Origin of the sequence: Paenibacillus sp. EKM10P (genome assembly GCF_011800655.1) — a bacterium.
GTDB lineage: Bacteria > Bacillota > Bacilli > Paenibacillales > Paenibacillaceae > Paenibacillus > Paenibacillus polymyxa.
The window spans coordinates 320381-345795 of the sequence record NZ_JAALET010000002.1 but is presented as its reverse complement, the minus strand read 5'-3'; the positions used below and the strand labels follow the sequence as shown (position 1 = coordinate 345795).

55 protein-coding genes are annotated in these 25415 nt (G+C 33.9%); all 55 read left to right on the top strand.

The genetic code is table 11. From position 1 onward, the window contains the following. Positions 1–162 precede the first annotated feature (162 nt). The 55 genes from HFE01_RS06765 to HFE01_RS06510 all read left to right on the top strand — a co-directional run bounded on the left by HFE01_RS06765 (position 163) and on the right by HFE01_RS06510 (position 25374). Positions 163–828 carry an SLOG family protein gene (locus HFE01_RS06765; protein ID WP_167438083.1) on the top strand — a complete coding sequence of 222 codons (666 nt, stop codon included), beginning with the start codon at positions 163–165 and terminating at the stop codon, positions 826–828. Then, on the top strand, positions 821–1144 hold the full coding sequence (locus HFE01_RS06760; protein WP_167442852.1) for a hypothetical protein: 324 nt from the start codon (positions 821–823) through the stop codon (positions 1142–1144). The genes HFE01_RS06765 and HFE01_RS06760 overlap by 8 nt, the downstream gene beginning before the upstream one ends. A 59-nt stretch (positions 1145–1203) precedes the next feature. Next, positions 1204–1764 (top strand): HD domain-containing protein, encoded by a 561-nt coding sequence (locus tag HFE01_RS06755; protein ID WP_181955921.1) that lies wholly within the window; start codon positions 1204–1206, stop codon positions 1762–1764. Further along, the gene (locus HFE01_RS06750; RefSeq protein WP_167438085.1) at positions 1754–1927 is read left to right on the top strand and encodes a hypothetical protein; all 174 of its coding nucleotides are present in this window, start codon (positions 1754–1756) and stop codon (positions 1925–1927) included. The genes HFE01_RS06755 and HFE01_RS06750 overlap by 11 nt, the downstream gene beginning before the upstream one ends. 36 nt (positions 1928–1963) lie before the next feature. Next, complete coding sequence (locus HFE01_RS06745; protein WP_167438086.1) at positions 1964–2248, top strand: hypothetical protein; 285 nt, start codon at positions 1964–1966, stop codon at positions 2246–2248. 55 nt (positions 2249–2303) lie between these two features. Beyond that, positions 2304–2687 (top strand): YhjD family protein, encoded by a 384-nt coding sequence (locus HFE01_RS06740; protein WP_019687616.1) that lies wholly within the window; start codon positions 2304–2306, stop codon positions 2685–2687. Between the two features lie 113 nt (positions 2688–2800). After that, the gene (locus HFE01_RS06735) at positions 2801–2956 is read left to right on the top strand and encodes a hypothetical protein (protein ID WP_167438087.1); all 156 of its coding nucleotides are present in this window, start codon (positions 2801–2803) and stop codon (positions 2954–2956) included. A gap of 388 nt (positions 2957–3344) precedes the next feature. Next, positions 3345–4115 (top strand): hypothetical protein, encoded by a 771-nt coding sequence (locus tag HFE01_RS06730; protein WP_167438088.1) that lies wholly within the window; start codon positions 3345–3347, stop codon positions 4113–4115. A 29-nt stretch (positions 4116–4144) separates the two neighbouring features. Then, positions 4145–4462 carry a hypothetical protein gene (locus tag HFE01_RS06725; RefSeq protein WP_167438089.1) on the top strand — a complete coding sequence of 106 codons (318 nt, stop codon included), beginning with the start codon at positions 4145–4147 and terminating at the stop codon, positions 4460–4462. A 69-nt stretch (positions 4463–4531) separates the two neighbouring features. Then, complete coding sequence (locus tag HFE01_RS06720; RefSeq protein WP_167438090.1) at positions 4532–5221, top strand: hypothetical protein; 690 nt, start codon at positions 4532–4534, stop codon at positions 5219–5221. A 98-nt stretch (positions 5222–5319) separates the two neighbouring features. After that, positions 5320–5835 carry a DUF1643 domain-containing protein gene (locus tag HFE01_RS06715; RefSeq protein WP_167438091.1) on the top strand — a complete coding sequence of 172 codons (516 nt, stop codon included), beginning with the start codon at positions 5320–5322 and terminating at the stop codon, positions 5833–5835. 34 nt (positions 5836–5869) lie between these two features. Then, the gene (locus tag HFE01_RS27055; protein WP_155613662.1) at positions 5870–6037 is read left to right on the top strand and encodes a hypothetical protein; all 168 of its coding nucleotides are present in this window, start codon (positions 5870–5872) and stop codon (positions 6035–6037) included. Between the two features lie 202 nt (positions 6038–6239). After that, positions 6240–6602, top strand: coding sequence for a hypothetical protein (locus HFE01_RS06710; protein WP_167438092.1), 363 nt, complete (start codon positions 6240–6242; stop codon positions 6600–6602). Between the two features lie 32 nt (positions 6603–6634). After that, the gene (locus HFE01_RS06705; protein WP_167438093.1) at positions 6635–7168 is read left to right on the top strand and encodes a 3'-5' exonuclease; all 534 of its coding nucleotides are present in this window, start codon (positions 6635–6637) and stop codon (positions 7166–7168) included. Positions 7169–7494: 326 nt separating this feature from the next. After that, positions 7495–7704 carry a hypothetical protein gene (locus HFE01_RS06700; protein ID WP_063213224.1) on the top strand — a complete coding sequence of 70 codons (210 nt, stop codon included), beginning with the start codon at positions 7495–7497 and terminating at the stop codon, positions 7702–7704. 42 nt (positions 7705–7746) lie between these two features. Next, positions 7747–7896 carry a hypothetical protein gene (locus HFE01_RS06695; RefSeq protein WP_167438094.1) on the top strand — a complete coding sequence of 50 codons (150 nt, stop codon included), beginning with the start codon at positions 7747–7749 and terminating at the stop codon, positions 7894–7896. 32 nt (positions 7897–7928) lie between these two features. Then, entirely contained in the window at positions 7929–8147 is a 219-nt protein-coding gene (locus tag HFE01_RS06690; protein WP_167438095.1) for a hypothetical protein, read from the top strand. 30 nt (positions 8148–8177) lie between these two features. Continuing rightward, positions 8178–8435 (top strand): hypothetical protein, encoded by a 258-nt coding sequence (locus HFE01_RS06685; RefSeq protein WP_167438096.1) that lies wholly within the window; start codon positions 8178–8180, stop codon positions 8433–8435. A gap of 37 nt (positions 8436–8472) precedes the next feature. Then, complete coding sequence (locus tag HFE01_RS06680) at positions 8473–8655, top strand: hypothetical protein (protein WP_167438097.1); 183 nt, start codon at positions 8473–8475, stop codon at positions 8653–8655. A gap of 96 nt (positions 8656–8751) precedes the next feature. Further along, positions 8752–8967: a DUF1653 domain-containing protein gene (locus HFE01_RS06675; RefSeq protein WP_167438098.1), complete on the top strand. Its 216-nt coding sequence runs from the start codon at positions 8752–8754 to the stop codon at positions 8965–8967. After that, positions 8964–9137 (top strand): hypothetical protein, encoded by a 174-nt coding sequence (locus HFE01_RS06670; protein ID WP_167438099.1) that lies wholly within the window; start codon positions 8964–8966, stop codon positions 9135–9137. Before HFE01_RS06675 ends, HFE01_RS06670 begins: the two co-directional genes overlap by 4 nt. A 76-nt stretch (positions 9138–9213) precedes the next feature. Beyond that, a complete protein-coding gene (locus HFE01_RS06665) occupies positions 9214–10047 on the top strand; it encodes an ATP-dependent DNA ligase (RefSeq protein WP_243208152.1) in 834 nt (277 codons plus the stop codon). A 5-nt stretch (positions 10048–10052) separates the two neighbouring features. Next, the gene (locus HFE01_RS06660) at positions 10053–10634 is read left to right on the top strand and encodes a hypothetical protein (RefSeq protein WP_167438101.1); all 582 of its coding nucleotides are present in this window, start codon (positions 10053–10055) and stop codon (positions 10632–10634) included. Then, positions 10627–12144 (top strand): replication protein, encoded by a 1518-nt coding sequence (locus HFE01_RS06655; RefSeq protein ID WP_181955920.1) that lies wholly within the window; start codon positions 10627–10629, stop codon positions 12142–12144. Before HFE01_RS06660 ends, HFE01_RS06655 begins: the two co-directional genes overlap by 8 nt. A gap of 19 nt (positions 12145–12163) precedes the next feature. Further along, positions 12164–13237: a toprim domain-containing protein gene (locus tag HFE01_RS06650; RefSeq protein ID WP_167438103.1), complete on the top strand. Its 1074-nt coding sequence runs from the start codon at positions 12164–12166 to the stop codon at positions 13235–13237. Positions 13238–13406: 169 nt separating this feature from the next. Then, the gene (locus HFE01_RS06645) at positions 13407–13649 is read left to right on the top strand and encodes a hypothetical protein (RefSeq protein ID WP_167438104.1); all 243 of its coding nucleotides are present in this window, start codon (positions 13407–13409) and stop codon (positions 13647–13649) included. Between the two features lie 111 nt (positions 13650–13760). Next, positions 13761–14189, top strand: a complete 429-nt coding sequence (locus HFE01_RS06640) for a hypothetical protein (RefSeq protein ID WP_167438105.1) — start codon at positions 13761–13763, stop codon at positions 14187–14189. Positions 14190–14216: 27 nt separating this feature from the next. Beyond that, positions 14217–14534: a hypothetical protein gene (locus tag HFE01_RS06635; protein WP_167438106.1), complete on the top strand. Its 318-nt coding sequence runs from the start codon at positions 14217–14219 to the stop codon at positions 14532–14534. Between the two features lie 46 nt (positions 14535–14580). Then, a complete protein-coding gene (locus HFE01_RS06630; RefSeq protein WP_167438107.1) occupies positions 14581–14862 on the top strand; it encodes a hypothetical protein in 282 nt (93 codons plus the stop codon). A gap of 55 nt (positions 14863–14917) precedes the next feature. Further along, a complete protein-coding gene (locus HFE01_RS06625; protein WP_167438108.1) occupies positions 14918–15487 on the top strand; it encodes a hypothetical protein in 570 nt (189 codons plus the stop codon). A 75-nt stretch (positions 15488–15562) separates the two neighbouring features. Next, entirely contained in the window at positions 15563–16090 is a 528-nt protein-coding gene (locus tag HFE01_RS06620; RefSeq protein ID WP_167438109.1) for a hypothetical protein, read from the top strand. A 31-nt stretch (positions 16091–16121) separates the two neighbouring features. Further along, a complete protein-coding gene (locus HFE01_RS06615; protein ID WP_167438110.1) occupies positions 16122–16352 on the top strand; it encodes a hypothetical protein in 231 nt (76 codons plus the stop codon). A 23-nt stretch (positions 16353–16375) separates the two neighbouring features. After that, positions 16376–16522 carry a hypothetical protein gene (locus HFE01_RS06610; RefSeq protein ID WP_167438111.1) on the top strand — a complete coding sequence of 49 codons (147 nt, stop codon included), beginning with the start codon at positions 16376–16378 and terminating at the stop codon, positions 16520–16522. Positions 16523–16538: 16 nt separating this feature from the next. After that, positions 16539–16697 carry a hypothetical protein gene (locus HFE01_RS06605; protein WP_167438112.1) on the top strand — a complete coding sequence of 53 codons (159 nt, stop codon included), beginning with the start codon at positions 16539–16541 and terminating at the stop codon, positions 16695–16697. A 34-nt stretch (positions 16698–16731) separates the two neighbouring features. Continuing rightward, positions 16732–16923 carry a hypothetical protein gene (locus tag HFE01_RS06600; protein ID WP_167438113.1) on the top strand — a complete coding sequence of 64 codons (192 nt, stop codon included), beginning with the start codon at positions 16732–16734 and terminating at the stop codon, positions 16921–16923. Between the two features lie 350 nt (positions 16924–17273). Continuing rightward, the gene (locus tag HFE01_RS06595) at positions 17274–18800 is read left to right on the top strand and encodes a DHH family phosphoesterase (protein WP_167438114.1); all 1527 of its coding nucleotides are present in this window, start codon (positions 17274–17276) and stop codon (positions 18798–18800) included. A gap of 30 nt (positions 18801–18830) precedes the next feature. Continuing rightward, on the top strand, positions 18831–19052 hold the full coding sequence (locus HFE01_RS06590) for a hypothetical protein (RefSeq protein WP_167438115.1): 222 nt from the start codon (positions 18831–18833) through the stop codon (positions 19050–19052). A 4-nt stretch (positions 19053–19056) separates the two neighbouring features. Beyond that, positions 19057–19296, top strand: coding sequence for a hypothetical protein (locus tag HFE01_RS27050; protein WP_019687575.1), 240 nt, complete (start codon positions 19057–19059; stop codon positions 19294–19296). A 68-nt stretch (positions 19297–19364) separates the two neighbouring features. Next, positions 19365–19625: a hypothetical protein gene (locus tag HFE01_RS06585; protein WP_167438116.1), complete on the top strand. Its 261-nt coding sequence runs from the start codon at positions 19365–19367 to the stop codon at positions 19623–19625. A gap of 36 nt (positions 19626–19661) precedes the next feature. After that, on the top strand, positions 19662–19955 hold the full coding sequence (locus HFE01_RS06580) for a hypothetical protein (protein WP_167438117.1): 294 nt from the start codon (positions 19662–19664) through the stop codon (positions 19953–19955). 31 nt (positions 19956–19986) lie between these two features. After that, positions 19987–20436, top strand: coding sequence for a hypothetical protein (locus HFE01_RS06575; protein ID WP_167438118.1), 450 nt, complete (start codon positions 19987–19989; stop codon positions 20434–20436). 34 nt (positions 20437–20470) lie between these two features. Then, positions 20471–21010 carry a hypothetical protein gene (locus HFE01_RS06570; protein ID WP_167442850.1) on the top strand — a complete coding sequence of 180 codons (540 nt, stop codon included), beginning with the start codon at positions 20471–20473 and terminating at the stop codon, positions 21008–21010. A 6-nt stretch (positions 21011–21016) separates the two neighbouring features. Further along, the gene (locus tag HFE01_RS06565; protein WP_167438120.1) at positions 21017–21289 is read left to right on the top strand and encodes a hypothetical protein; all 273 of its coding nucleotides are present in this window, start codon (positions 21017–21019) and stop codon (positions 21287–21289) included. 10 nt (positions 21290–21299) lie between these two features. Then, entirely contained in the window at positions 21300–21503 is a 204-nt protein-coding gene (locus HFE01_RS06560) for a hypothetical protein (protein ID WP_167438121.1), read from the top strand. Positions 21504–21537: 34 nt separating this feature from the next. Then, positions 21538–21816, top strand: coding sequence for a hypothetical protein (locus HFE01_RS06555; RefSeq protein ID WP_167438122.1), 279 nt, complete (start codon positions 21538–21540; stop codon positions 21814–21816). A gap of 6 nt (positions 21817–21822) precedes the next feature. Then, positions 21823–22119 (top strand): hypothetical protein, encoded by a 297-nt coding sequence (locus HFE01_RS27045; protein ID WP_167442979.1) that lies wholly within the window; start codon positions 21823–21825, stop codon positions 22117–22119. Positions 22120–22153: 34 nt separating this feature from the next. Further along, the gene (locus HFE01_RS06550; RefSeq protein WP_167437949.1) at positions 22154–22558 is read left to right on the top strand and encodes a hypothetical protein; all 405 of its coding nucleotides are present in this window, start codon (positions 22154–22156) and stop codon (positions 22556–22558) included. Continuing rightward, on the top strand, positions 22559–22981 hold the full coding sequence (locus HFE01_RS06545; protein ID WP_167438123.1) for a hypothetical protein: 423 nt from the start codon (positions 22559–22561) through the stop codon (positions 22979–22981). A gap of 44 nt (positions 22982–23025) precedes the next feature. Beyond that, on the top strand, positions 23026–23346 hold the full coding sequence (locus HFE01_RS06540) for a hypothetical protein (RefSeq protein WP_167438124.1): 321 nt from the start codon (positions 23026–23028) through the stop codon (positions 23344–23346). A 40-nt stretch (positions 23347–23386) separates the two neighbouring features. Continuing rightward, positions 23387–23815 (top strand): hypothetical protein, encoded by a 429-nt coding sequence (locus HFE01_RS06535; protein ID WP_167438125.1) that lies wholly within the window; start codon positions 23387–23389, stop codon positions 23813–23815. Positions 23816–23842: 27 nt separating this feature from the next. Further along, positions 23843–24040, top strand: coding sequence for a hypothetical protein (locus HFE01_RS06530; RefSeq protein ID WP_167438126.1), 198 nt, complete (start codon positions 23843–23845; stop codon positions 24038–24040). A gap of 203 nt (positions 24041–24243) precedes the next feature. After that, a complete protein-coding gene (locus HFE01_RS06525; RefSeq protein WP_167438127.1) occupies positions 24244–24444 on the top strand; it encodes a hypothetical protein in 201 nt (66 codons plus the stop codon). After that, entirely contained in the window at positions 24422–24652 is a 231-nt protein-coding gene (locus tag HFE01_RS06520) for a hypothetical protein (RefSeq protein WP_197492096.1), read from the top strand. Before HFE01_RS06525 ends, HFE01_RS06520 begins: the two co-directional genes overlap by 23 nt. A 16-nt stretch (positions 24653–24668) precedes the next feature. After that, positions 24669–24929, top strand: coding sequence for a hypothetical protein (locus HFE01_RS06515; protein ID WP_019687558.1), 261 nt, complete (start codon positions 24669–24671; stop codon positions 24927–24929). Next, positions 24913–25374 (top strand): hypothetical protein, encoded by a 462-nt coding sequence (locus tag HFE01_RS06510; RefSeq protein ID WP_019687557.1) that lies wholly within the window; start codon positions 24913–24915, stop codon positions 25372–25374. The genes HFE01_RS06515 and HFE01_RS06510 overlap by 17 nt, the downstream gene beginning before the upstream one ends. Positions 25375–25415 lie beyond the last annotated feature (41 nt).

Below are 25415 nucleotides of genomic sequence, written 5' to 3'. Positions count from 1 at the left end.
ATGTTGGCGGCGATGGCAATATTATACCCACCTTGTCGCCTCATAAGTTTCACTAACAAGTCAAAATTCTCTCATAAAACATATTTCTATGTAATGATGGGGTCATTTATTTTAATTGCAGCGCTACAGAGATTTTAGATTTTTAAGAAAGAGGTGATACTCATGGTTGACTTCGCATGGCTAAATTCCCCTGAAGGAAGAGAAGAAATAAACAAAAGACGTGAAGAACGCAGAGTACAGGAGAAGCTAGAAAGTAGAACACTATCATTCACAGGACACCGCCCGAATAAATTAGGAAATTGCTACAGCCTTATGGATAAACAATCAAAATACATAAAGAGCAAAATTGAAACAGTGTTAATTGACTTAATTAAGAACGAGGGAGTTGAACGTTTTATTACTGGCGGTGCTATCGGCTTTGACCAAATAGCATTCTGGACAGTTCAGGGGCTAAAGAACACAGATTATTCTGAAATCAAAAACATTGTAGCGATACCATTCAAAAATCAAGCAAGTAAATGGACTGATCGTGTAACTCAGCACTGGTACACGAAGATGCTTGATACAGCAGATGAAGTTGTTTATGTAGACGAGATGCCACTATATAGAGTAGAGGGAGTGCCGATTGGCGAGTATCATGTAGCGAAAATGCAAAAGAGAAATGAATACATGGTAGATAAATCACGGATTGTTGTCGCTGCTTGGGATGGAACGAAGGGTGGTACTGGTAACTGTTGTAGATATGCAAGAAAAGTGGGAAAGACACTCTATACACTAAGACCACAAAATGATTTTGAATTAGACATATTGTATGGATTCAATGGATAAACGAATTTATGACGGAGGAATGATAACAATGATTACGAAAGTTCAGGATTACGTTGATACTATGATCAAAAAATTGGAAAGCGAAGGACATCGCGACATTCAATTTCTAAGCGCTTCTGATTGTACGTTTGTGAAGAATGGAATTAAAGAAGGCTATTTAATGGAAGAAACAAATTTAAACAAAATATGTTCTGGAATAAACTTGAACGAAATAGAAGACGGAGTTGAAGTTGTGGGAAGCAAACTAAGAATCTTTAGTATTCCAAAAAGAAAACGTAAAGGCGTAACTTCTGTTTATTATGTAGTAATTCAATAATACTAAACTGATAAAATTGGGCTTTTAGAAGGAATGAAATGACGAGGAGGCTACTGTTAATGAAGGTCATGTATTCTAAGTGGCATAATAACTACGATGAATTGGTACTTGGACAAGAATATAGCGCTCAGTATTATAAAAAAGGATGGTTGTTAATTGATACAGTTTTGTACAGAGAGGACTGTTTTCAGATGGTAAACAACTTAAACAACGCAATCTCAATTGCTGCAACTATGCATAATGGTCAACATGATAAGGGTGGTAATCCATATATCTTACATCCATTGCGTGTAATGATGAATATGAATTCAAATGAAGAACAAATTGTGGCTGTACTACATGACATCCTAGAAGACACAACTATGACCGGAGAAAAACTGTCGAAATATTTCACAAGTCAAATTATTGAAGCAGTTATTGCCTTGACAAGACAAGAGAACGAAACGTACTGGGAGTTCATTGCACGTTGTAAACAAAATAAGTTGGCGCGAAAAGTTAAGATTGCTGATATTGAAGATAACATTGATTTGAGTAGGATTGAGCAGCCAACAAAGAAGGACTATGAGCGAATAAAGAAATATGAAAAGGCATTAAAGGAGCTAATGAGCATTGAAGAGTAATTTAGAATTGCTTCAGCAGATTTATAAAGTAGCAAGCGCCCTAGATCTTGAATTATGTACTGTATTGAATCGTGGCAAAAGTACTATGAGTGGTGCAGAGTATGAAGAGTTAATGGAATTGATGATTGAAGTAGAAGATTATTTAGAAGCTAAAGATTTGTAAAAGCATCGTTTTACCAAGATAGGAGAATACATAATAATGGCAAAACAGAAGACTAATGTTCAGTATCAGTTTCCACCCAAATCAGACACTGTTTTTAGAATTTACCTTAAAACAAATCATATGAACAGTCTAATTGTTGTTCGGTTTGAGTTGCTTAGTGGAGAGGAGTACACAAGGAATTACGGGAACATTCCTTCAAATACTCTCTTGGTTGAATACAAAGGTTATGAATTCGAATTATACATAGATGGCGAATATGTTGGACAAAGAGTTCTTGTTGAAGCAGATAGGAACATGTTTAGATACGATGCTATTGAATAGTTATTTAGTTAGTTGTACACTATAAGAACAAACGTTCTAGGAGTGTGTGTACAGCATGAGTAATTATAAAACATCTAATGAAGACACTCAGCTTGTAATTGATTTTATACAACTACCTTATGTGTTGGATGTATTGGAGCTTAACATAAGCAAGATCAAGAAGTCTGACTTAAAGATGAAGGAATTGTTTGTTTTATATCTAGAGGGCTTACAAAGCAGAGTATTGACAGATTTAAAAGTGGTTCGTCAAAAAATGAGACAGAGAGGCATAAAAGTTTATGAGGGGGTTAGGTCAGATAAAGATTTGGTGACCGAGTATCTATGTCGTGGATATACTCACACCATGCGATTTCTTTGGTCTAAAATTAGGAATGATGTAGAAGTAAGGATAGCTGCTTATATGGATGTTGACTTGAGTAAATTGGTCAGGTTGGAATAATTCAGCTTGACTTAAACAAACAAAAATAATAAAATAATATGTATAAGTTGTTAAGAAATACATAGGAAAATGTTGTATAATATTGCTATGTTAAGCATCGAGGAGGGATAGAGATGCAACAAGAAGATATTGATCTTATTTACAAGAATATTGGTGACTACAAAGGTTGGACATGTCCATTTATCGGTTTGGGCTCATTAGTTATGAGAAAAGGCAACGAGGAAATTAAAGCTAACAGAGGATTAGAAGTTAGCAATTGGGTAGTTTAATGTTGGTATGAACTAAAAAATGATATTGATAAAATTGAAAAAAGAGCTACTGCATAAGGTAATAAGTTAGTTCTATAAAGAGAGGTGACAGCATATGAAGACTAAAATCTCTAAAGAAATTAGGGCTTCAATTAGGAAAGCAGCCAAATATCGTCACAAGGCTAGTCATTTTGAGATTATAATTGAAAATGGTTGGATACAAATGGGGTCGGAGATAATGACAGTTTTAGAGATACATACATAGATTCGGTACAACTGAGCAACAATCCCGAAGAAGCCATTGAACGTTTCGAAGAACTGCTTATAGAAAAAGAGATATCTGAGAAAATAGATAGAGAATATAATAACTAAGGATTAAAAAGATAAAATTTTATTGGTGGTGATAATATTGGAGATGACGCAAAGAAAAGTAAGAAAAAAATTGCGTGGGAAAATCGGTAGAATCAGACATGCATTACAATTGGTCACTATTTTATTTTATACGCTAATACTATTGATTTTAGCATTATTGATATCTATTTGGATTGAAGGTATTATACCCGGTTTGCCCAGTATCATCTCTGTCATAATCCCGTACATAGGATACTTTGTTCTTGTTCCTTTACTCTATCCTTTGAAATCGAGATATTACATAAGACGGATCATAAAAGAAGAGTATGAAAAATTGAATGGAAGGAATTTAATACATTATACCGACCACTTATTTCCTTACGAAATTGAAGAGGCTGAAAGAACTGGGATAATTAGATTGATTGCAAATAGTAGCGCACGTTCAAATTATAATTTTAAATTCAGTGATGCAACTAAGAAATTTGTTTGGTTTCACCCTTCTCGAACTGATGAAAACAAGGAACCTAAATTTAACTCTTTCTGGTACTCTCATTATAGCGAATCAGATCCAAGAGACTATAAGATAATAGTTAATCCAATGAATGTAGATATGAACAGAATATTTATTAGACCTATTGATGGTGCAATAGTAATTGAAGATGATTATACAGGTGAAGCGAATATAGAAAAAACATTTAATTGGTACAATAGTAAGATATATTTTTGGAGGTCGTTGTGTGTGTCGCCAATCACATTCGGTCTTGTCATGTTTATTGGTATTAAGCAACTTATGGGAAGTATTATCGATAGGAAACGCGCAATAAAATAACACTTTTACTAGGAAACGAGGTGTAGCAAATGGATTCTCAATCAAAATATAACCGAAGTATGATGGATTACAACAATCTAAGAGATAGCAATAATTCATCAGGATATTTTTTAGAGCAAATAAGGAAAGGTGAAATAGTAAGAGCAGTGGACTTGTTTGTTGGGGGTCACTATGTTGTTTCACCATTGAATCTTCTGAAGATCAAACACAGAGATAGAAGGTGTGTTATAGCTGAATTTGAATTAGATGAGTTGGATAATCCCATAAGGGCTAAAGTTCGTTTTGATGACAATAATCGATCAGGTATAGTTGATTTGCACGATTTAGATATTATTCAAAGTAGCTGATAAAGCAATTCTTTTATTATATATGCTTGGTAAATAGAGTGTGTGACAACATAGAATGGAGGAAGGAATATGCAGTATTTTTCTCCTTTAACTCCTTGGCTGGAGAGGAAAAGAACTCTCCCTGCTTTTGCTTATTTAGAAGAAGGAAAACCCGAGTTCAATCTTGGTGGTTTTTTAGGTATGGATGTTTGTTATCCTCTTCACGAAGTTAATAAACATATACCTAGAAGTCTAGAAACGACGTGGAACATGGTAAGGGAATATGTGAATGAGGCTTTAGTCATCACACAAAACAATACAGGAAATTGGTTGGATAGAGAAGAAGTCGAAATGATTAAAGAGGAGCTTGGTGAACCTCCAAATCACTGTTATCCAATTTATATTGTTACTGTGGGAATTTTTCCAAATGAAAAAATTGTTTACATTGGTAAAACATCTTCAAATTTAAGTCGTTTTGCAGGAGGGCATAGAGTAGCTTTAAAACTTCATGATCCTATATATAACAATCTGCCCAAGAGGGTTTACTTTTGTAGTGTGAGTTTTTTGGTGGGAAAAGAATATTTACCAATTGAATGGATATCGCCAATAGAAGAAGCAAAGACTATTTTGGATAGTGTGGAGTCACAATTAATATCTAGTTTTCAGCCTGAATTAAATAGGTCAAAAACAAAACGGAACTATTCAAAACATCCTATAATGCTCCAATTACAGAATTTTACGGGGAGTAGATTTCTACATGATGAAATGGTAAATGATTAAACAAACTTAAGGTGTGTTTATCACGCATTAAAGTCGTTTTTCGAAATGTAGATAATTTATATAATTAGTCTTTCACTTACAATTTAGGATGGTGCCACGTGGTCTATATTGATAAGAAGATAATTGAGTCGACTGCTGTAATGGCGGATAACAAGCTATACAGATATCGACTAACGAGAATTTGGGAGAAAGACAAGGAAATTGTAGGGGTAGTTATGCTCAATCCAAGTAGAGCTAATTCATTGAAAACAGATGATACGATAATGAACCTTACTAATTATTTGATTGATAACAACTATGGTGGCGTAGATATTGTTAACATGTATGCATTTATGGCATCAAAACCGTCTGAACTTCAAAATAGAGATCAAGCATATGAGGCGTATAATGATAGTCACATCACAGAAACAGCAGCCGAAAGAGATGTCCTTATTATTGCATGGGGATCTGACATGAAGAAATATGTGAGACGAAAAAGAGAGATTGAGACTTTATTATTTCCGTATGCTCATAAGATAAAATGCTTAGAAGACCCTGAAGGCAAGAGTCCAAGACACCCTCTGCTTTTGTCAAAGGATTGGAAGTTAGTCCCATATAGTTTTAGATACATCTAATCAAACGAATCTTTTAAGGGAAGTGATATTTTTCTTGAAGAGTAATGTTTTTGAAGGAATTGTAGATGTGTTTTTAGTTAATGGAGAACCCGCATACGCAGACGTTGATAATCGAGAGCAAGGTTGCTCTTTGAATGAGTATCTGCTCTTAGTTTTAGCAGGTAAAAGAGTGCGAATCACAGTTGAAAGATTAGAAGACTGAATGAAGTGTGAGTTTTAACAAGAAAATTAAATAAGGGGGGATTAACATAAGTAAAGAGTGGCTTGATAGTGATGACGTACTTGAAGAATACTATGACTCAACTAAGTATGCATTAATTGAATTAGGTGTACAATTAATTGATCCTAAGAAGATCATTGCTTTATCACGGGAACTAAGAGAAGTGAAATTAGAGAGACTTCGAATGAAAATAATAAATAATGGTTGGCAGGACGAGTCTCCAACGGATTTTAATCTCATAAAAACATTGGATGGAAATTATGTTGTAGATGGTGGAGGCAATCATAGAGCCTATCTCAGTAATGAACTTGAAATTAAAGAAGTGAAAGCTAGAGTGTGGTCTCACGTTGAACTTAATAAATTATCGAAAGAAGAGTTTGATCAATATAAAATATATAAGGATGAAATTTCTGGATTCTATAAACAATTTAAAATTTATAAGATTAGAGGAGACGAAGAGAAACAATTCGAATTTTTACATAAAGCTGGGAAATTAGAGGAGAAGCTTAAAGCATTTCTTCTAAAAATTTATAACGGATCATTATAAAACAAATATTTTATAAAGAAAAAGGAGCATATATGAACTACATAATTTTTGATCTAGAAGCTACTTGTTGGGAAAATGACCGCAAAAGACAAAACGAAATTATTGAGATCGGAGCCGTAAAACTAAATGATAGGCTGAAGACTGTAAGTGAATTCCAAATTTTTGTCAAGCCTGTATTAAGCCCACAGCTTTCTGATTTTTGTAAGCGGCTTACCTCCATCTCTCAGGCGGATGTGGATGCTGCAATGTATTATCCGCAGGCAATCCGTCAATTTCGAGAGTGGATAGGCAATGAACCTCATGTTCTCTGCTCCTGGGGGTTCTATGATAAGAACCAGTTGCAGAAGGATTGTGCACTACATCAAATCGCATGTGAATGGACGGATAACCATATCAGTCTCAAGCATCAGCATGGGAGGATGATTGGTAGGGAGCGAGGCGTAGGCATGGAAAGAGCTTTGACTATGCTTAAACTGCCAATGGAGGGAACCCATCACAGAGGGATTGATGACGCTAAGAATATTGCTAAGATTTTTGTGAAGATTTATGATCAATTGAGATTCTGATAAATCGTACATTTTACGGGAAGAGTGATATAAAAAATGCCTTGGATTCAGGTTCTTATATTTCTAGTTGCTCTATTCTATCTACGTGGCACCATTAGATTGGGAAAAGAAACATTGTTTATAAAATTTGTTTTTGTAGTTCTACTGATAGTCGTATTTGCTTTGCCTTTTAATTTTATCTATAACGTGTCTCCTTGGAAAGAAGGTCCAGTGTTGGCATGGATATGTTCTTTATTTTATCTAGTATTGATTGTTTACCTTGCAAACATTAAACCAAAAGAAAAATAGAATCAAATTTTCCTTTTACATAGAAATGGGGAGATAATATGAGCACAAGTACGGATTATGTGTTGGGGTACAACAAAGGAAGAATGGTCGAGGCAGAAGAAACATTAAGGAATTTGTACATTATCTTAGACCAAATGACTGAAATCCCTCATTACTCAAATCATATTATGGTTTACATTCGTGACCTTGAGAAAGCCACTGGGAAAAATCGCAAATATTTTTCAGATGAAGAAAACGCATTTGACTGATCCAATTAAAATCTTTCTTTTACTAAGAATGGAGACTTAGGTATGCAGAACGAGAACAAGCATATGGTTGAAGAGTGCTATGATGCTTTAGAATGGGTCATAATTCAATTTAAAAAAGTTCTATCTGGAGAAGTCGCAGGGAATGTACAAGAAAGCCTATCCTATGCTGAATCAATCCTTAAAAACAGATAAAAGTTTACTTTGATCAAAAATGGGGGATGTCAATGCAATTGTATCAATTTTGGTGGGAAGGTTCTTATGAAGGTGATAATGGAGAGCCATTGGCTCATGAAAGTATCTTCACAAGAGAAGAATTAGTAGAAATGGTCAAAGAATCTGGCAATCGTTATGACTTGGACAGATTAGAGGAATTTTTAATCGAAAATAAAGGGTTTTTCAAGCCCAATTGTATTAGGATCAATACTGAAAATTCCTTTGGGTAGATAAGTACACGACAACAAGGAGCTACAACAATGAGCGAACAAGAATATAAAATTAAGCTACTTACCAGTAATCAATACAGTGATTTTTATTTTTATGCCTCTATCGATGAACTAGAAGAGTATTTAAATGAAACGTTGGCAATAACTCCAGAACAGTTTTTAGAGTGCTACACTTTGGGGCAGTCACGACAGTTTTTTGAATGGATTAAAGCGAAATCTAATCAAAGAAATCAGAATGAACTAAAGGGAACAAATGAAGAATTAAAAGAAACAAAAGAAGAAGAATAGTAAAAGGTTGATCTTACTAGGAGAAGGAGGTGAAATTTTGAGTTTATATGAAAAACTGTCGGGAATTTACCATGAATTGGGTTGGAAGTACGAGGAACTACATGTCGCAGTAGAGGATGATAATAAAAAAGAAATATTACGACTTAATGATGAAATTAACTCATTAATGCAACAAAGCGAAGAATTATATATTGAAAAAATACATACAAAATTACCGTAAGAATGCAGATTGGATATGAAGAAAAAATTTACTCGCTAGACATAAATACTTTGAGTAAAAGTTCAATTTTACCAAATACATAGTGGAGGAAAATAAATGGTTTACGAAGTAACTAAGGGAGCTAGATACAAGCATTATAAAGGAAATTACTACACAATTGTCAGTATGGCTACACACACTGAAACATTGGATGGTTTGGTGATCTACAAGGATAAAAATAATAACATTTGGGCTAGACCAGTGGATATGTTTTTTGGATATACAGATGATGGCATCAAGCGCTTTGAGCTAATGGAGGAGGAGATGGAATGACAGCAGGATATACACTAAGTCTAGAAGAGGTCAGGAAGATCATTGTAAAACACCTCAATGAAACGGGTGTCTATATTCCAATGGATGATTCATTCATTATGGTATTGGATGAACACGATCAATTAATCGACAACACAAATGTTTTACAAGTATACCATGAAATTGAATAAAATCTTCATTTTAAACGATATACATAACTTACCGCTGAAATAGTATATACTCATTTGATATACTGTTAAATGGGTGATGAATATGTTTGTATCTCCAATGCTTCTGTATAAGGCAGATAACAATGAGCCATTTAACAGTAATTTGCATTTAACAGAGTTAAAGCTTGATGGGATAAGACTTCTTGTAGATACACGAGATGGAGTAAGGCTATATACACGACATAAGAACGAAGTAACTGGCAAGTTCCCTGAGCTTATTGATAATATTCCAATTGAAAATGGAACAACTCTAGATGGGGAACTAATTGTTACTGACTCAGAAGGAAAACCAAATTTTGAATCAGTTATGGAAAGGTTTAAATCAAGAAAAAGTAAACACAAAGTAGCTTTTTGTGCATTCGATATCATTAATTATAATGGAAAAAGTGTTACCCACTTGCCGTTAATTGAGCGCAAAGAGATACTGGAGTCAGCATTTAAGGATAATGATTATTACAAAAAGACAAAGTTTATCTTAGGTCATGGAGTTGACTACTTTAATCTAACTAAACAACAAAAACTTGAAGGAATCGTTCAGAAAGACATCGGTTCAAAATATGAGATTGACAAAAGATCAGATAAGTGGCTTAAAGTAATTGCCTATGATGTTGGAGAGTACTACATTGCTGGTTATAAAAAAGATGAATTTGGTTGGCTACTATCTGATGGTGAACGAATAGTAGGTGTCTTAACTTTAGCAGTAGGCTCAAATGAGAGAAAAGCAGGGTACAAGGTATTCCAGCAGCTTAAAGTAAAGGAAACAGAAAGTACAGTCTACATTAAAGAAGTTATTAAGTGCGTAGTTAAACATAGAGGATTTACGAAAAACAATTTGTTGAGATTGCCTGAGTTTGAATGTTTTAAATTCTAAAGGGGGTGATTAAACTGGCAAGACCAGTTAAGTGTCCGATTTGTAGTCAGTATGGACTTAGAGAAGATATGATTTTAGAAAACAGGAGATATTACCACAAAGAATACTGCTTTGATAGGTTTAAGAAAGAGCAAGAGGCAACTAGAATTGAAAACGAACAATGGGATGATCTATATCAATACATAATAAAGTTTCACGATTTAGTAACACTATCAGTAGCAAATATAACAAGACTGAAGCATCTTCGAGCTGGCTTTGAGTATAAAAAAGGCAAGAAAATTCCAAAGTGGAGAACGGGGCCTGACTATGCTCTAATGCTTGAAGCTTATAGGCTATCTGAGAAAAATAACTTACATGCAATGTCTACAAAGATTGGAGATTGGAACGATGTTAATCAGGTCAACTATACAATCTCTACTATGATGGGGCATTTAAATGATGCTTGGAGAATAAGACAGAATAAAAAGAAACAATTAGAAGTGGCAAAGAGAGTTGAAAAACAAGAGTCAAAAAGAGACCAATCTCTTACAAACAAAAATACATATAGCAATAAACGGGATGAGTTAGACATTTCTGATTATGTGTAATTCGTTAGGAGTGGTAACAATAGAATATATCAAAGAATTTGTAGATCCATCAAAAGTTCATGAGTCTATATTTATCGGTTATTTATGGAATACGCCCACCTTATACGGTAAATATAAAACCCATAAAATCAGCAAAGAAACTTTTACAGAAGGAATATGGTGGTACTACTTTTATATTGGAAAAGAGATGTATGAAAGTGGTATTCGATTATTTGATGATGTAACCACTTACTCATTTATTACATCTAAACCTTCTGAAAACGGCAAGAAGTCATACTTTGATTATTATAATGATTATGGCGGCTTCTCAACAATTGATGAAGTCGTATCAGAGTGTGACGGAGACAAAGGAAATGATGAATATCATTTTAGCGAAGTACAAAAATATGAGTCACTTCGTAATCTTCAAAAGCAAGGATTGTTGGATATAAGTAATACAAATCTGGTTTCAAAATTGGCTAATATGTCACTTAAACAGATGCAAAGCTTCTTTCAATTTAAACATAAAGAATCCTTTTCTCACGTAAATAGTGGAGAAGTAATTGAATACAATCTTATAGATAACCTAGATGAAACCATTGATCAATTGGAGGCAGGTGAAGATGCAGGAATACCGCTATTCGAGTCTCCTAGGCTAAATAAGAAGATCAATGGTCAGAAGCTTGGGAACTTAATGTATCTCGTCCTTCCTTCAGGTGTGGGGAAATCGAGCATATTAACTGAGAAAGGTGTTTTGGGGTTACTTGAGAGCGGAGAAAAAGGAATTATCTTTGCAAATGAAGAAGGGATAAAAAGATGGAGAACAAGACTTCTAGTGACCGTTGCCGCAAGAATTTTGAAAAAGCCAGTGGCACGAGATACGGTTAACAGGGGTGGATTTAGTGCAGAGATTAAACAGACACTTAAGGAAGCTGCCGAATGGTTGCAGACACACCGTCCAGACTTTATTAAGTTTGTACAACTTAAAAAGTATCGGATTGAAGATGTCATTAATAGGATTGAACTTTATAGACCGTTAGGTTATAAGCATATTTATTTCGATACATTTAAACCTGACTTATCACAGAACGTAGAACGATGGCTGGCTTTCTCCAACTCAGCTCAAGAACTGTATGACTGTATCAAAGAAGAGTCTAATAATTGCGCCACAATAGCAACAGTTCAACTTAAGATTGGTAAAGAGTTTAGATACATAGATTTAGATTGTATTGGTAAATCACCAGAGATTGTAGAAGTAGCAGCCGTTGTGATGGCTGGCAGATTGATTTTTGCAGACGAATATCCCGGTGGAAAAAACGAATTAGATCCATACAACTGGGAGAAGGATAGTGGTTTTGGTGGATGGCACAAGAAACCGTATAAATTAGACCCGGGGAAAAAATATCTCATTCTGTTCCTACCTAAAAACCGTGAAGGATCTGAGGATGAACAAATAGTGTTTGAAGTGAATTATGATTTTAATATTTGGAAAGAGGTAGCATTAGTAGTCGTACCTAATAACGGACGTTAAACTCCTTTGGAGGAGCAACATGAGCAATGATCTGAAGTTAATAAAGGAAAGAATCATAGAAGAATCAAGGGTTGGAGAACTTTTAGAAGCAATGGGTTGCGAATATGTAGAAAAAAAGAATAATCGCTACGAGGCGCAACTCCCCCACAAATTTGAATCGCCAAATAAAAGATCCGTTCAAGTTTACTTAAATGAAAGCCTATCAAGCAGAATTAGGACGCTTGGAGAGTCAGACATAGATATTTATGGATTGGTATCTTATATAGTTTTTGATCAAATATCGGAAGATGACAGACAAAGAGGATTGCCTAAAGCGAAGAGATGGATATGTGAACAATTAGGCTACAAAGAATTTTTAGACAGCAGCTATATACCTCCACCTAGTTTAGTTCAACTTGATTGGCTCAAGGATGTTAGAAGGAAACGTAAGAAAAAAAGAGAGTTAAATAACCTTGAAAACGACACTTATGCTGACGAAATATTGAATCAATATGTCATGTACCCTCATCAATTTTATCTAGATGAGGGGGTGTCATGCGAAATACAGCGAGAATTTCAAATAGGGTTTGATTTAAGAAGTCAGCGAATCATTTTCCCCATTCATAATCGGTTTGGTGACATTGTATCTATAAAGGGCAGAACTATCTTTGAAGATTATGAGGAAAGAAACGTTTATAAATTTTTATATCTTATTAATTTCAATAAAATGATTGAACTCTACAATTGGCATAGAGCCTTGTATTACATATTAGAAAGAAAAGAGATATTGATATTCGAAGGTGAAAAAACTTGCTGGTTAATTAGTCAATACGGTCATCGAAACTGTGTTGCTATTAGTGGTGATGATCTAAGTGATTGGCAGGTTAAGATGATAAAAGAATTAGACCATGATGTAGAGATAGTTATAGCGTTAGATAAAGACAAGCCAGTAGAAGCAGTAAAAAAACAAGCAGCTAAGTTCGGGAAAACTAGAAATGTGTATGCCTTATATGACAATAGAAACTTGTTTAAAGATAAAGACAGTCCATGTGACAGAGGGGAAGAGGTATTCAGTATTCTTTATACAGAGTGTAAATACAAAGTATCAGTCTGAGTAAAATATAGTTTTTACTCAGATTATTTTTTTGATGAAGCTTGTTTGAAAGAAGACATAGCAGCTATTAGATTTACTAAAAGTAGAACTATAAAGTTATAAAATTAGCGGTTGACAACATTCCAATATACAAATATAATTAAATTATGAAACAGAGAGGTGTGGTTCCATGCATGAAGAGCAACCTGCAAATCTTATTCCTACGGAGAATATAGATGAAGCAACTCATGTTTTTATTGCAGACAAGAAATTCAACATCAAGACCACGGTGGGAAAGTTTTATAAATTATACAGATGGGAGGCAAACGCAAGTTCATGTGGTATAGCTGAAGCATATATTATTGATGATGAAGGAAAAGATTCAACGGGGTTCATGTATTATTGCAAAGCTAAGTTTTATATACAAAAATAAAGAATAATACATATAAGAGGTTGACCGTAGATTAATCATAGCCAACAACCTCTCAAACTCGTAAACAAGCATGTAGAAGTTGGATTTTATAAGAATAAAGGAGGCTACTAAATGCCACGACCAAGAGTATACAAACTTTTTCATACATTTGATCCAGAGGACTTAAAAATATATTTTAAAACAACAATGACAGATGAACACCTAATTAAACTGATTAAGATTTGGCAAGTTAAACTGAGCAACATTGTTCCTGAGTATGACTGGGGAACAGAAGAAATGATGGAGTTGCTTTCGACATTTGGCTGTGAACAGATAAACGAAAATAGTGGATTTAGAACATATTACGAAGCAAACCTGTATGATATTTGGGAGTATGCGAATACATGGCCTACGGATGAAGAAATAGAAGATCCTAAATATAACAATGACAATACTCAACCTGTTTTCGATAAAGTTATTGAGCAAAATAGAGAAGTTTATAAAGGTTATTGGATGAAGTGGGAAGCAAAGAATGAAGAAAGACAATCAAATAAAATTTGAATTTTAACCAAGAAAGGAGGATGAAAAATGGCAAAGGTTCATATTCATCAAATTCTTCCGTATACAGTAAATAGTATTGTAAAGACACCAAAAGGAGAGCTTATTCAGGAGCAGCTTATTCGGGGAAGTAGAAAAGACTATAAGGTTGTTTATAATGGCGATAAAACAATTGTAATTTTAAGCGATGGTTCGAAGGGAATTGCTAAAAGAAATCCTAATGATCCTTATAATATTCAAATTGGACATGATATTGCTCACGCAAGAGCGATTATCAAGCAGCAAGAAAAAGAAATTGAAGATATTACTAAGAATATGACTACTGAGGACAGAAGAATTGATTTTTAAGTAATAGGATAAAAGAAGAGTTTTACCAAGAAAGGAGAAAAGTAAAATGTTTGCTGAAATCAGTGAAGAAGGCGTCAGTTTCTATGAGCCAAACATCCGATACAACGAGGAAAACAAGTTAATTCTAGACGGTGTCTGCTGGGTTAAAGACGACCAATTAGATTGTTACAATTGGGAAAATGAAGATATGTTATGGATCTTAGACACTATTCCTGCAAGTGATGATGATATTCCAGAAGCTAGATATTATTGTCACAACGTTAACCAAAATGCAACTGGGTGGGTACTCCATAATCAGGTGAAATTTAATTTGGAATTGGCAGAGTAAACAACTCTAAGAAGTTTATAAAAATATACTTTTACATAGAGGAGAATAAAATATAATGACTAAAATTGCTATGGTCAAACATAATGGAAATTCAAAAGAGTACGCATTTAAAACAGACATCAATCTCAACATTGGCGACCTCGTGGTTTGCGATACTGCAAATGGATACGAGACTGGAAGAGTACAAAATATTACTGACCAAGACTATTGGGCAACTAAGAGATGGATTGTTTCTAGAATTGACACCAAAAGTCACGTAGAACGAGTAAAAAAAGAAAAGAAGATTAGTGAGCTAAATCAGCAGATCGAGATGAGAAGAAATGAGTACGAAGGAAAAATTAATGATTTGATTGCTCAACATGACAAGGTAATGTTTGATCTGTTGGATGAACTCAACGAACTAACGAATACTAATAATCGTAGTAACGACATTGAACTGAAAGATTCATTTTATTTTAAAAATCAGAATGGATTTGAATATTATGCTACTAAATTAGGAGATAAGTATTCTATTGTACACGTTGATACTTTAGATACCTATGAAATTAATGTAAAGACAGTGAAAAAATATATCTCTAAAGGGGAATGGAGAATAATTAAGTATTATAAAATGGGTATCTTTTGAGGAGAGTGGGAGTAAAAACAAGAATTTATAAAAAATGTGTAAATAAAAAATATAATAATATGGGGAGATAGCGGAATGAATGAAATGAGATTTTTTAAGATTAAACAAGGAACAAAATATCATGAAGCAGTGAAACAACACTTAACCTTACTTCCAAAGTGGAAACCAATTTATGCTAAAGTAAGTGAATTGCTCGATGAGAAAATCACTTTAATGGTTCAAGCCCCAGACTATCTTCAAATAGAATACTCAGAACTTAAAAAGGATGAAAACAAGAAGATTTTCAAAAAAGACGGTACTTTAAAAGCAAACTCGAAAAAGGCAAAAGAAATTGAAGCTGCTTACAAAGAGATTGTCAAAGAAGCTGGACTAGAGAAGTTTGAAAGTTTGGGACATATCAATTTCTGTTACTGTGTAATGCGTTATCATGGAGAAACATTAAAAACCTTTAAGACTAGTGGCCATGAACTCTATTATGAGGCAGATTTCGATCTAGAAGAGAGAACTAAAGAATCAAATTCAGGAGATGGTCTAGTAATTCCGATTACAGAAATCGAGCATCAAGAAAAATATCTTGAAGAAATTAAAAAACAGTCTGCGTAAAACTACTATTTTATAAGGAGTGATGATAGCGATGACACAAGATTTAGAACCAACAGCCACACTAAAAGAAAAAGCAGATATAGTGTTTATTAAAGTAGATTCAGGAATCTATCAGATACATAAAGACAGAAATGGTAGATTTGCAGGAAGAGTTTATGTAGGCACGCAGGAAGTTTTGGATGCACTGAATTTTGATGATGTAGTTATTATAAGAAAACATAAAAACGGATTATCCTTGCATGATAATTTCAGTGATTTTTGAAAAAGGAGAGGAGATAGAGAACAATGGATGAACTCGAATTAAAATTAGGGATTTACACAGACGTTTTGTATTCAAAAGTGGAACTGTTTCGGAAGCAAGGCAAGGAAGAAGTGGCACATGAAATCATGAATATAATCAACGAACTGCTTGAAATTCAAGGAATGATCTAAGAGAGGGGACAGCGGAATGAAAAAGGACATAGAAAAAATCATCGAAGACCTGAAGCAAGAACGAGAAGAGTACGGAGAACGAATCGTATCCTTATCCCATGCCTATGACAGTGCCTTAGAAAAGCTTTGTGATTTGGTAGGTCAAGAGTTTGTTGCTTACGAGGATAGATACTAATACAGCCCCAAAAGGGCAAGGAGAGGAATAAAGGATGATTAGAATATCGGGAACAGCAACTGTGCGTGTGGATTATGAAGTGGAAATCGAATTGACGGAAGATGAATTTTATGAACTAACCGAGAAGAAACAAACCGAACTAATTGAATCTGCAATTGACTGGCGGGATGCTTTACGGAATGGACAAACAGACGAAATTGAAGTCGATGACATTGAGGAGGCCTAAACCATATATAAGAAGTGATATAAAAAGTAGAAATATTGAATTATATGTCTTTAAACTAACCTGAACTGAGGAGTGATTAGATATGGCAAGTATCAAAGTCATAAACAAACAGACAGGAAGGGAGAACAGGCATCTCACCCACAACTTTATGAAAGCAATTGACAATAACCTTAAAATTACACTACCTGAAAAATTCAAAATAAGTATTCAATAAAGTAGTATCAAGGGGTGATTAAATCATAGTCTGGAAGCAAAAGAAACCCAAAATTCCGTTTGAGCCTTATGACAATACATACAGTAAACTCGCTAAGATTAATGGAATTGAAGATATAGATCAATTTCTAAATCCATTGTCTAATGTAATATGTAGCCCATATTTACTCAAAAATATCGATCCATTAGTAACACGAATAGTCCTTGCAATTAGAAACCATGAAACTATAACTATATCAGGAGATCCAGACTTTGACGGGATAACTGCTCTAGCAACCCTATATAAATATCTTAAGAATTTTACCGATGATGTCAATTATGTGTGTAATGAACGAAGTGAAGGCCACTCAATAAATAATCTAATTTCTACTGTCTCAGATCAAACAAGATTATTTATTGCTGTTGATAGTTCATCAAATGATTTATGGTCAATGAAAGAGTTGACAGATAGAGGCATTGACTGTTTGGTAATCGACCATCACACAGTAACCGTAAATAATCCATATATTACATTGGTTAATCCTCAACAAGAAGGATGTAAGTATCCAAATAAAAATGCTTGTGGTGGATTGCTTGTATTCAAGGTTTGCGAGGTAATTGATGATTACATGGATACATATTATGCAAACCAACTATCTGACTTGCCGGGATTTTCATTAATGGCAGACATGATGTCAATGATGGAGTTAGAGAACAGATATTTTGCGAAACTATCCTTAAAGGGGTTGCGACATGCAGGATTAAAAGCGCTATTTTCAGCTATGAACTTTGACTTAAACAACCTTTCAGCAGCAGACTTTCTTTATGGCGTAAGTCCTGCTGTTACCGCTGCTACAAGAGCAGATAATATTCAATTAGCAATAGACTTCCTGATGTGTGATGAAGACTCACCAGAGATTAAAACGATAGTAAAAGAATTGATCAAGTTAAATGAAAATCGTAAAGTAATCCAAGCTGAAGCATTAGTTAGATTGAAGCCCTTGGTTAATAAAAACGACAAAGTTGTTATTGTTATTGATCATACTCTTGGAAAAGGGATGAATGGACTTGTAGCGCAAGAGCTATCTAGAACATTCAATAAGCCAGCAATTGTTCTTGGAGAAGGAGCTAATGAAGATACATATGCAGGTAGCTTCAGAGGATTAGAGGACTTTTCGATGCTCGACTTGCTAAACGAATGTGAGAGTGTAATTTATACTGGTGGACACCCTGCGGCTGGAGGGGTGCAGATACTTAAAACGGATTTTGATGTATTGCGTCAAGAGTTGAATGAGAAGCTTTACGAATTTGAGCCTGATGATACTGTATATTATGATTTACAATTCGATATTAGAGAAGTTAATGAAAAATTAGTTCAACACCTATCAGAGTTTTATCGGATTACGGGAAACGAATTTAAACAAGGTCAATTTAAGATTTCTGGATTATTTGTTTCAGATAAAAAACTGATCGGTAAGTTAAATAATACAGTTAAGTTTGATTGTGACAAACTCCAGCTTATGAAGTTTAAGACTGACGTAGATTACTATAAAAGCGTTCCTGTCTTTAGTGAAATTGAAGCAATTGGAACATTAAATATAAATGTATGGAAGGTTTATAGACCAAAATTCAAAGTAACTAAAACAGTCCAGTTATTTATAGAAGAATATAGAGAAACAAAATAAAAAGACATATAAGAACGGAGAAATATACATATGAAATTTTACGGAATCGCAGTAAACACACAAAACAAAAACGTGGTAATTAACAATCTACCAACTGACTATCTTGGAGCAGTAAAAGAGGCAAAACGAATCGCGACTAAAGAAGGATTAAAGTTTCAATTTGTTAAGCCTGCCGTGAATGGACAAAAAGAAGGGGCAACGCTCACGAAATTTGCAGCACAACGCAAGAATCGTAAGTCTGTAAAACGGTGATTTTATGCGTATTAAAGTGTCCGATCATGCGAGAACAAGATGTGAGCAAAGTAATGTTGGAGTGGGTCGCCTCATTAAAGAGGTGGCTGCCATTCCTAATATTGTGGGAAAGATTAGCTGGAAGACTAAATTTGGAGTAATAGTTGTAGAGAGGGTTAATGAAGGATTGCTGCTTATCAAGACGTTTATCGCTCGATTTAAGTATAGAGGTAAACAATATCACAAAGGTTGTAGAACAATTTAAAGGGTGAAGAATTGTGAGCAAAAATTACGATCAAATACAAGTTTGATGAGAAGTGAGTGTGTATCCAATTGACTAAAAATAGAAATCTTTTGATTACTATTGAAGAAGTTATAGAGAAAAAGAATCCATCTCAACCATACATGGCCGGGGTTCATGTTGCTCAAACGACATCAATTTACACGGAAATAGATCATAACTATGAAATTGTAAATATGATTGTTGATAATACGGTTATTCATGAGGAAGAAAAAGAAAGATTTGTTAAGGTTAGTAGTGAAGATAAGGATATTTTTAAGCGAATATTGAATAAATATCTCAAAATAAAATAATGCTTTTACTGGGATGACAAATTAGGAGGAATGAGTTTGAAGTATATCCGTCTACCTAGGGGATCAGGAAAGCCAGACACCATTATGAATTTAATCAAAGAAAAGATAGAAAAGGAGGAATGTTTCATCGTGTTAAATGATATGAATTATCTTGATATCACCAAACGTTTGGAGAAGTTACGCAAGGATCGAGCAAAGATTGATCGGGAAATATATGACCTAGAAAATATGAAAAGCAGAAAGCTATCTGAAGAATCAAGTATCTGGAATCAAATTCAAAAAGTTCGGAAAGATTGCGAAACAAGACATCCTACAACAATTAGATTTTAAAAGAATAATGAAAAGGAGAATTTAAATACATATGATTTTTTGGACAATTGTATTTTTCGCAATTAATTTTTATGGAATGATTAAGGGAAGTATTTTCTATACTGCATATAGAAATTTAGAATTGCTTGGCATTAGAGAGGCACAGGGAGAAGATAAACATAAGATCAATCTCGAATTTACAAAAAAGGGATGCTTACCTATGTTTATTCTATTCATATTGGCAGTTGTTGAAGTAATTTATTTGATTAACGCAATCGGACATGACATTTACAAATATCCAAGCATTCTGATTATTCTTTATTTGATTATTTCATTCATTGCAAGTAAAAAGAAGACATCTTATAAGAGCATGAGTGACAATGAGCTGCTTGAAGCAAAAGAAAATCTACAAAAAGAAAATAAACAGACTCTGAAATCGTTTCTTAAAAATTTTGTATGGGTCGTTTATTTCGGGTACATGTTCTACTGCCTTGTGTTTTAGGTAAAAGAGTATTTCTCAGAGAAAGGAGTAAATGTTGCATAATTATACTTATGAAATACTGGGTGATACGACCCAATTCACCTTTGTTCAAAAGAATGGAAATGTGGTTCAATCATACATTGACACAGAAGATTTAGAAAGTGTATTGAATTTCAAATATAGATGGCATCCGCATTATCATAAATGTAAGAGAGATTTTTATATAGAAGCAACAGTCTATATGGGTATAGTGGATGGTAAACCTAAATACCATATCCTATCTCAACAGAGATTCATAATGAATGCCAACAAAGGCGAATATGTGGATCATATTTCTCACAATACAAGAGACAATAGAAAGCTTAATTTAAGAGTCACCGAGGCTTCGAAAAATTTAAGACATAGAAGTGGCAAGAACTCGAACAATAAATCGGGTTATCGTAATGTTTGCTGGATGTATAATAAATGGGTTGTTCAATTGCAGTTAAATGGTAAAAATACTAAGTTGGGTAGTTTCGATGATGTACATGAGGCAGGACGGTTTGCTAAAGAGATGAGAGAAAAATATTACAAGGGTTTTAGTGGAAAGGGTTGATAAATAATGGCTGAAAGAATCTATGGTTACAACCATAACAAAGATTACACTGGATTTGTTTGTGAACTAACTTGGACACTTGAAAAGACAATGACTAAATTAGAGGAACTGGGCGTTATCCCTCCAGACGGTTGGATTCCACACCCAGAAGGATTTTCTGTAAAAGAAGATCATCAAGATGATATGTTGATTCAATTCTGTAATATTGATTCTGGAGAGGATATCGAAGGAGAACCGTTTTGGATTAAATTTGAGGATGCCGTGTCTTATTGGGCATAGGAATAATTGAATGGATAAATATGAAGCTATAGATAAATATGAGCAGCGAGTAAATGAATTAGAAATTCAACGAAAAATAATTTTATTGGCTCTTGAGGACAGAGATGTATTTAAAAATAGAGAATTGGTTTTTAAAGAAGTCACAGACATTGATGTTCAAATTGCATTATACATAGACGTTATTGAAACGATTAATTCATTAAACTCTAAGTAAAAGTGAGATTTTATCTAAAAAGGAATAGGTGTATATGGGGTTAAAACCAGAACGTTTGAAAGAGATTACGGAAGCATACTACTCAGACGATGACTTATTTAAAGAAGAAATGATAGTTGAGTTAATCAACGGAGTTAATGCATTAAGAGAAGGTTTTGAATGGATCAAGTATGGTGAGGACGATTTCTATAACCAGATTTCTGATACTGCATTTGGAGAAATAAGAAAGTTAGATCCACGTTTGAAACCATGGGCTAGTCAAATTCAAGTTATTTACTCAACAGTAAACGAATCATTGAATCCAAAATATTGAGGGGAATTGATAAAACTGACACCCAGTGAATTTAGGTTTGAATTAATTTGTGATGGGCATCTTGTCAACAAACATAGTGATGGTGGAAAGTACTATGGTTGGGGTAATCCGTTTGATGTATTACCTCCAGTTGGATCAATTGTTGAATATAAGACATTTAATCAAGGTAGCAATCCCCGTGAAGGAGACGGATTATTAAGTAAATATGTCGTTAAGAACTATTTGTTTACAACTGAAGAGGATTACAATCACACATATAGACACAAGGTTTGCAAAATTATCGTAGACAAAATAAATCAGTAAAAGGCGTATTTTACATAGACATAGGAGCAGAGAAATGAATCTATATAAAATCATGTTTGAGCATTTTTCACAAAAAGATAGCCAAAATGGAATTCTTACTTATCTCGCTGCAAATTCAGACAGCGAAGTATATGAGTGGTTAAAATCAGAACCATACTCTGAAAGCTGGGGAAATATCTTTAATAATTACAATTACAAAGAAAAAGACAATGAAGTATTCGATATTTATGACAATGACTTTAGCATTATAGATCAAGAGAGTTTCAGAGATAGGATGATTAGATTGCATGGAGATATGTACGATGAAGAGGTAGAGTTAAGTGATTTGTATTATGGAGCAACACTGTATGGATGGAATTTAGTAAGAGAAAATATAAGTTTCAATGATATAAAAATAATGAGGGACTTAGGAGTCAATGTTGAAATGGGGGGAATCTAATTGAATCATAAAGAGTATGCACCAAAAGTAAAATTGGGGGATGAAGTATGGATCTGTGACTATAGATTCAACGATATAGATAATCAACCAATCCGTCACATTACTCCTAGAAAAGTCGTCGTTTTGAGTAATGATAATTTGCCTAAAAATAAACGTGTTTACTATTCTGATTTCCACTTTAGGCCAGTTAATGAGAAAGGGAAAGTACTCTCACAAATAATTGCTCCTTACGATAACACTGGATATAGAGCCTATACAGGAGTATCGTTAAATATTTTCTACACGGAGGAAGAATGTAAACAGCATTATCTAAATCAGTGTATGGAAAATCTTAAGCAGTTTGAGCAAGCCAGGATTAGCAAGGTCAAATATTATGATAAAAAGATTGAGGAGATAAACAAGGAGATATTGGCTTTGTTGTAATAAAAGCCGCATTTTAAAATAATTATAAAATTGGAGGAATATGAATGACAGAGTATGAACTGGTAGTTCCAAAAATGGAGGAGTGCAATAAGTTTATTGTTACCGTTGTTGCAGATTCAAATGACGGAGACTATATTACGACCATTAATACATATACAAAACCATATTTTGAAGAGGCGATTGTACGTGATTTGATTGACTTAATTAATAATTACAGCGGACACCATGAATTAGAAAAATATAATGGAGAATTTGAAGATTTACCCTTTAATCCTCACGATGATTACGGGCGATGTCATACATTAGTATCTGTAAACATTCGTTTTATTGATAATAAAGGTTTTACGTGGAATGTGAAATTGTAAGAGAGTAAAAGTCAAATTTTAATAAGAAAGAGTGGATTTAATGAAATTAAAGAATCTCACATTGGATCAGTTGGAAGAGATGCAAAAAGAAATCGATAAAGAAATTGAACAAGTTAAAAGAGCAATGGAACTGGAAAAGTGCGGGCATTTTAAAGAGGAAATTGCCATTTGGGGCCCTTCTTTTGGAGCGGACGAGTTGGATGAGATTGTTGATCCACTAGAAAAAAACTTTCTTCGATGGTTTTTAAAAACAAAAGTAAATCACAATATTGACTTAGAGAAATATTTTATGATTTATAAAGTTGCTGATTCAAGCATAAAAGAAGGCTACAGAGACATATCTGTGTATGGCTTCTTCGATGTTAATCCTATGGTGGCCTCAGCAGGAGTAAAATATCCCACAATTCAAATTGGTTTAAAAGGAAGAGAATATTTACTTCAAGAATACGTGAAATATAAGTTTGTGTAAAATGCACATTTGAAGGGGGGATGCGAGATGGACTTTAACAAAAAGTTGATGTTTGAATATAAGAATTATAAAGGTGAAGTGAGTCTGAGACATGTGTATCCTCAAGGTATCCGCTATGGGTCTACAGAATGGCACCCAGAAGAACAGTGGTTACTTAAAGCTTGGGATTATGCTAAAGGAGATTATCGAGAATTTGCCATAAAAGACATCTTGGGATTCATATAAAATGTACCTTTTACAAACAGTAGACTAAAATAAATAAATAATTAAAATACAATTGACTTATTCTTTATAAATGAATATAATGAAATTATAATAAAGAAGGAGGTGAGCAATATGGAACAGATAAGCGGTGCAATACACCACTTGTTATTTGTAGCTTCAATAGCTTATCCTGATGGTACATATCCTCGAAGGTGGGATGAGTAATGAGTAAAAAAACCACTGAGTTATTAAGAAATGTTGCTAAGCTAAATGATTCAATAGAAAGACTGAATAAGAGTCTTAAAAGTTTAACAAAAGCACGAATCAGCTTAGAAAAAGCTCAAAGAGACAAGATAGATTTTATAAATGAACGGATGGGGCATATCAATATCAAGAGATGGATTGAAAAAAATGGACGTAAGTGATGAATTGGCTCAAATACTCGTTAGTTGTTTTATGTGTGATATAGGCACTGAGCAAGAAAAAAAGCTGCATGAAGATAATTATGTAAAGAAGAAACTTAAACAGTATTTGGGCAAGAAGGATTTTGATAAGTATGATGGACTAAAGGAACAGATTTGGAAGGACGCTTGGAGAGAGTTTGATAAAGTAGTGTCAAACAAAAATACATAAAAGAGGACAACTTAATATGAATGATGAATTGAAGAGATTTATTGTTGAGGATATGTTGCCTCGTGAAGTCGAAGCTTTGACTATTGCTGCTGATACATTATATCTAAAGAGAGATAAAGATAGGGAGTATTTAGATGACTGGTGGCTCGTGGTTAGAGCATTGCTAGGAGAAAGAGTAGAGGAATTTAGAAATTGTCGGATTGTAAATGAATTATATAATTATTTAAATCATAGACAGGAAAATGAGGAGGTAAGGAAACGTGAATTATGGTATTAGAGATATCATTGAGCTGCATGTGTTTGATGAGGCTGGAAATTTTATTTCAACTATCAATACCCTGAAAAAAGGGAGCATAAGTGTAGCAAATAGAACGATCAGAGTTAAAGATGCTCTGTTGAATGGCGACATGCTCAAGTTTCTAAATAAATCGGAAGACACGAAGTCAGATTATGATAAGTTCTTTAGTAAAACTCAAAATTGTGAAACTATAGTTTTTAATCGTAGAGTTGTTAATTGCAAACTTATAGCTGAAGGCTTTTATAGAAAACAAGAAAATCAAAAAGATGTATTAGTACAATATGAAATGCCAAAGTGCAGTATTGTAAGTGCTTATAACTTCAACCATTCTTATATGGGCGATGCAGATGATTTTGATTATGTATTTGAAATAAAAGAGTTTAATGAAAAAGGCGATTTATTCAAGCTTCATATTGAGAAGTAATACATAGCATTTTAGATAAAACAGTTCTTTTACACAGGATA

Coding starts and splice junctions, on each gene's coding strand:
- HFE01_RS06765 (WP_167438083.1), top strand. CDS start 163: ATGGTTGACTTCGCATGGCTAAATTCCCCTGAAGGAAGAGAAGAAATA.
- HFE01_RS06760 (WP_167442852.1), top strand. CDS start 821: ATGGATAAACGAATTTATGACGGAGGAATGATAACAATGATTACGAAA.
- HFE01_RS06755 (WP_181955921.1), top strand. CDS start 1,204: ATGAAGGTCATGTATTCTAAGTGGCATAATAACTACGATGAATTGGTA.
- HFE01_RS06745 (WP_167438086.1), top strand. CDS start 1,964: ATGGCAAAACAGAAGACTAATGTTCAGTATCAGTTTCCACCCAAATCA.
- HFE01_RS06740 (WP_019687616.1), top strand. CDS start 2,304: ATGAGTAATTATAAAACATCTAATGAAGACACTCAGCTTGTAATTGAT.
- HFE01_RS06735 (WP_167438087.1), top strand. CDS start 2,801: ATGCAACAAGAAGATATTGATCTTATTTACAAGAATATTGGTGACTAC.
- HFE01_RS06725 (WP_167438089.1), top strand. CDS start 4,145: ATGGATTCTCAATCAAAATATAACCGAAGTATGATGGATTACAACAAT.
- HFE01_RS06720 (WP_167438090.1), top strand. CDS start 4,532: ATGCAGTATTTTTCTCCTTTAACTCCTTGGCTGGAGAGGAAAAGAACT.
- HFE01_RS06710 (WP_167438092.1), top strand. CDS start 6,240: ATGAAAATAATAAATAATGGTTGGCAGGACGAGTCTCCAACGGATTTT.
- HFE01_RS06705 (WP_167438093.1), top strand. CDS start 6,635: ATGAACTACATAATTTTTGATCTAGAAGCTACTTGTTGGGAAAATGAC.
- HFE01_RS06700 (WP_063213224.1), top strand. CDS start 7,495: ATGAGCACAAGTACGGATTATGTGTTGGGGTACAACAAAGGAAGAATG.
- HFE01_RS06695 (WP_167438094.1), top strand. CDS start 7,747: ATGCAGAACGAGAACAAGCATATGGTTGAAGAGTGCTATGATGCTTTA.
- HFE01_RS06690 (WP_167438095.1), top strand. CDS start 7,929: ATGCAATTGTATCAATTTTGGTGGGAAGGTTCTTATGAAGGTGATAAT.
- HFE01_RS06685 (WP_167438096.1), top strand. CDS start 8,178: ATGAGCGAACAAGAATATAAAATTAAGCTACTTACCAGTAATCAATAC.
- HFE01_RS06675 (WP_167438098.1), top strand. CDS start 8,752: ATGGTTTACGAAGTAACTAAGGGAGCTAGATACAAGCATTATAAAGGA.
- HFE01_RS06670 (WP_167438099.1), top strand. CDS start 8,964: ATGACAGCAGGATATACACTAAGTCTAGAAGAGGTCAGGAAGATCATT.
- HFE01_RS06665 (WP_243208152.1), top strand. CDS start 9,214: ATGAATATGTTTGTATCTCCAATGCTTCTGTATAAGGCAGATAACAAT.
- HFE01_RS06655 (WP_181955920.1), top strand. CDS start 10,627: ATGTGTAATTCGTTAGGAGTGGTAACAATAGAATATATCAAAGAATTT.
- HFE01_RS06650 (WP_167438103.1), top strand. CDS start 12,164: ATGAGCAATGATCTGAAGTTAATAAAGGAAAGAATCATAGAAGAATCA.
- HFE01_RS06645 (WP_167438104.1), top strand. CDS start 13,407: ATGCATGAAGAGCAACCTGCAAATCTTATTCCTACGGAGAATATAGAT.
- HFE01_RS06640 (WP_167438105.1), top strand. CDS start 13,761: ATGCCACGACCAAGAGTATACAAACTTTTTCATACATTTGATCCAGAG.
- HFE01_RS06635 (WP_167438106.1), top strand. CDS start 14,217: ATGGCAAAGGTTCATATTCATCAAATTCTTCCGTATACAGTAAATAGT.
- HFE01_RS06630 (WP_167438107.1), top strand. CDS start 14,581: ATGTTTGCTGAAATCAGTGAAGAAGGCGTCAGTTTCTATGAGCCAAAC.
- HFE01_RS06625 (WP_167438108.1), top strand. CDS start 14,918: ATGACTAAAATTGCTATGGTCAAACATAATGGAAATTCAAAAGAGTAC.
- HFE01_RS06620 (WP_167438109.1), top strand. CDS start 15,563: ATGAATGAAATGAGATTTTTTAAGATTAAACAAGGAACAAAATATCAT.
- HFE01_RS06615 (WP_167438110.1), top strand. CDS start 16,122: ATGACACAAGATTTAGAACCAACAGCCACACTAAAAGAAAAAGCAGAT.
- HFE01_RS06610 (WP_167438111.1), top strand. CDS start 16,376: ATGGATGAACTCGAATTAAAATTAGGGATTTACACAGACGTTTTGTAT.
- HFE01_RS06605 (WP_167438112.1), top strand. CDS start 16,539: ATGAAAAAGGACATAGAAAAAATCATCGAAGACCTGAAGCAAGAACGA.
- HFE01_RS06600 (WP_167438113.1), top strand. CDS start 16,732: ATGATTAGAATATCGGGAACAGCAACTGTGCGTGTGGATTATGAAGTG.
- HFE01_RS06590 (WP_167438115.1), top strand. CDS start 18,831: ATGAAATTTTACGGAATCGCAGTAAACACACAAAACAAAAACGTGGTA.
- HFE01_RS27050 (WP_019687575.1), top strand. CDS start 19,057: ATGCGTATTAAAGTGTCCGATCATGCGAGAACAAGATGTGAGCAAAGT.
- HFE01_RS06575 (WP_167438118.1), top strand. CDS start 19,987: ATGATTTTTTGGACAATTGTATTTTTCGCAATTAATTTTTATGGAATG.
- HFE01_RS06565 (WP_167438120.1), top strand. CDS start 21,017: ATGGCTGAAAGAATCTATGGTTACAACCATAACAAAGATTACACTGGA.
- HFE01_RS06560 (WP_167438121.1), top strand. CDS start 21,300: ATGGATAAATATGAAGCTATAGATAAATATGAGCAGCGAGTAAATGAA.
- HFE01_RS06555 (WP_167438122.1), top strand. CDS start 21,538: ATGGGGTTAAAACCAGAACGTTTGAAAGAGATTACGGAAGCATACTAC.
- HFE01_RS06550 (WP_167437949.1), top strand. CDS start 22,154: ATGAATCTATATAAAATCATGTTTGAGCATTTTTCACAAAAAGATAGC.
- HFE01_RS06540 (WP_167438124.1), top strand. CDS start 23,026: ATGACAGAGTATGAACTGGTAGTTCCAAAAATGGAGGAGTGCAATAAG.
- HFE01_RS06535 (WP_167438125.1), top strand. CDS start 23,387: ATGAAATTAAAGAATCTCACATTGGATCAGTTGGAAGAGATGCAAAAA.
- HFE01_RS06530 (WP_167438126.1), top strand. CDS start 23,843: ATGGACTTTAACAAAAAGTTGATGTTTGAATATAAGAATTATAAAGGT.
- HFE01_RS06525 (WP_167438127.1), top strand. CDS start 24,244: ATGAGTAAAAAAACCACTGAGTTATTAAGAAATGTTGCTAAGCTAAAT.
- HFE01_RS06515 (WP_019687558.1), top strand. CDS start 24,669: ATGAATGATGAATTGAAGAGATTTATTGTTGAGGATATGTTGCCTCGT.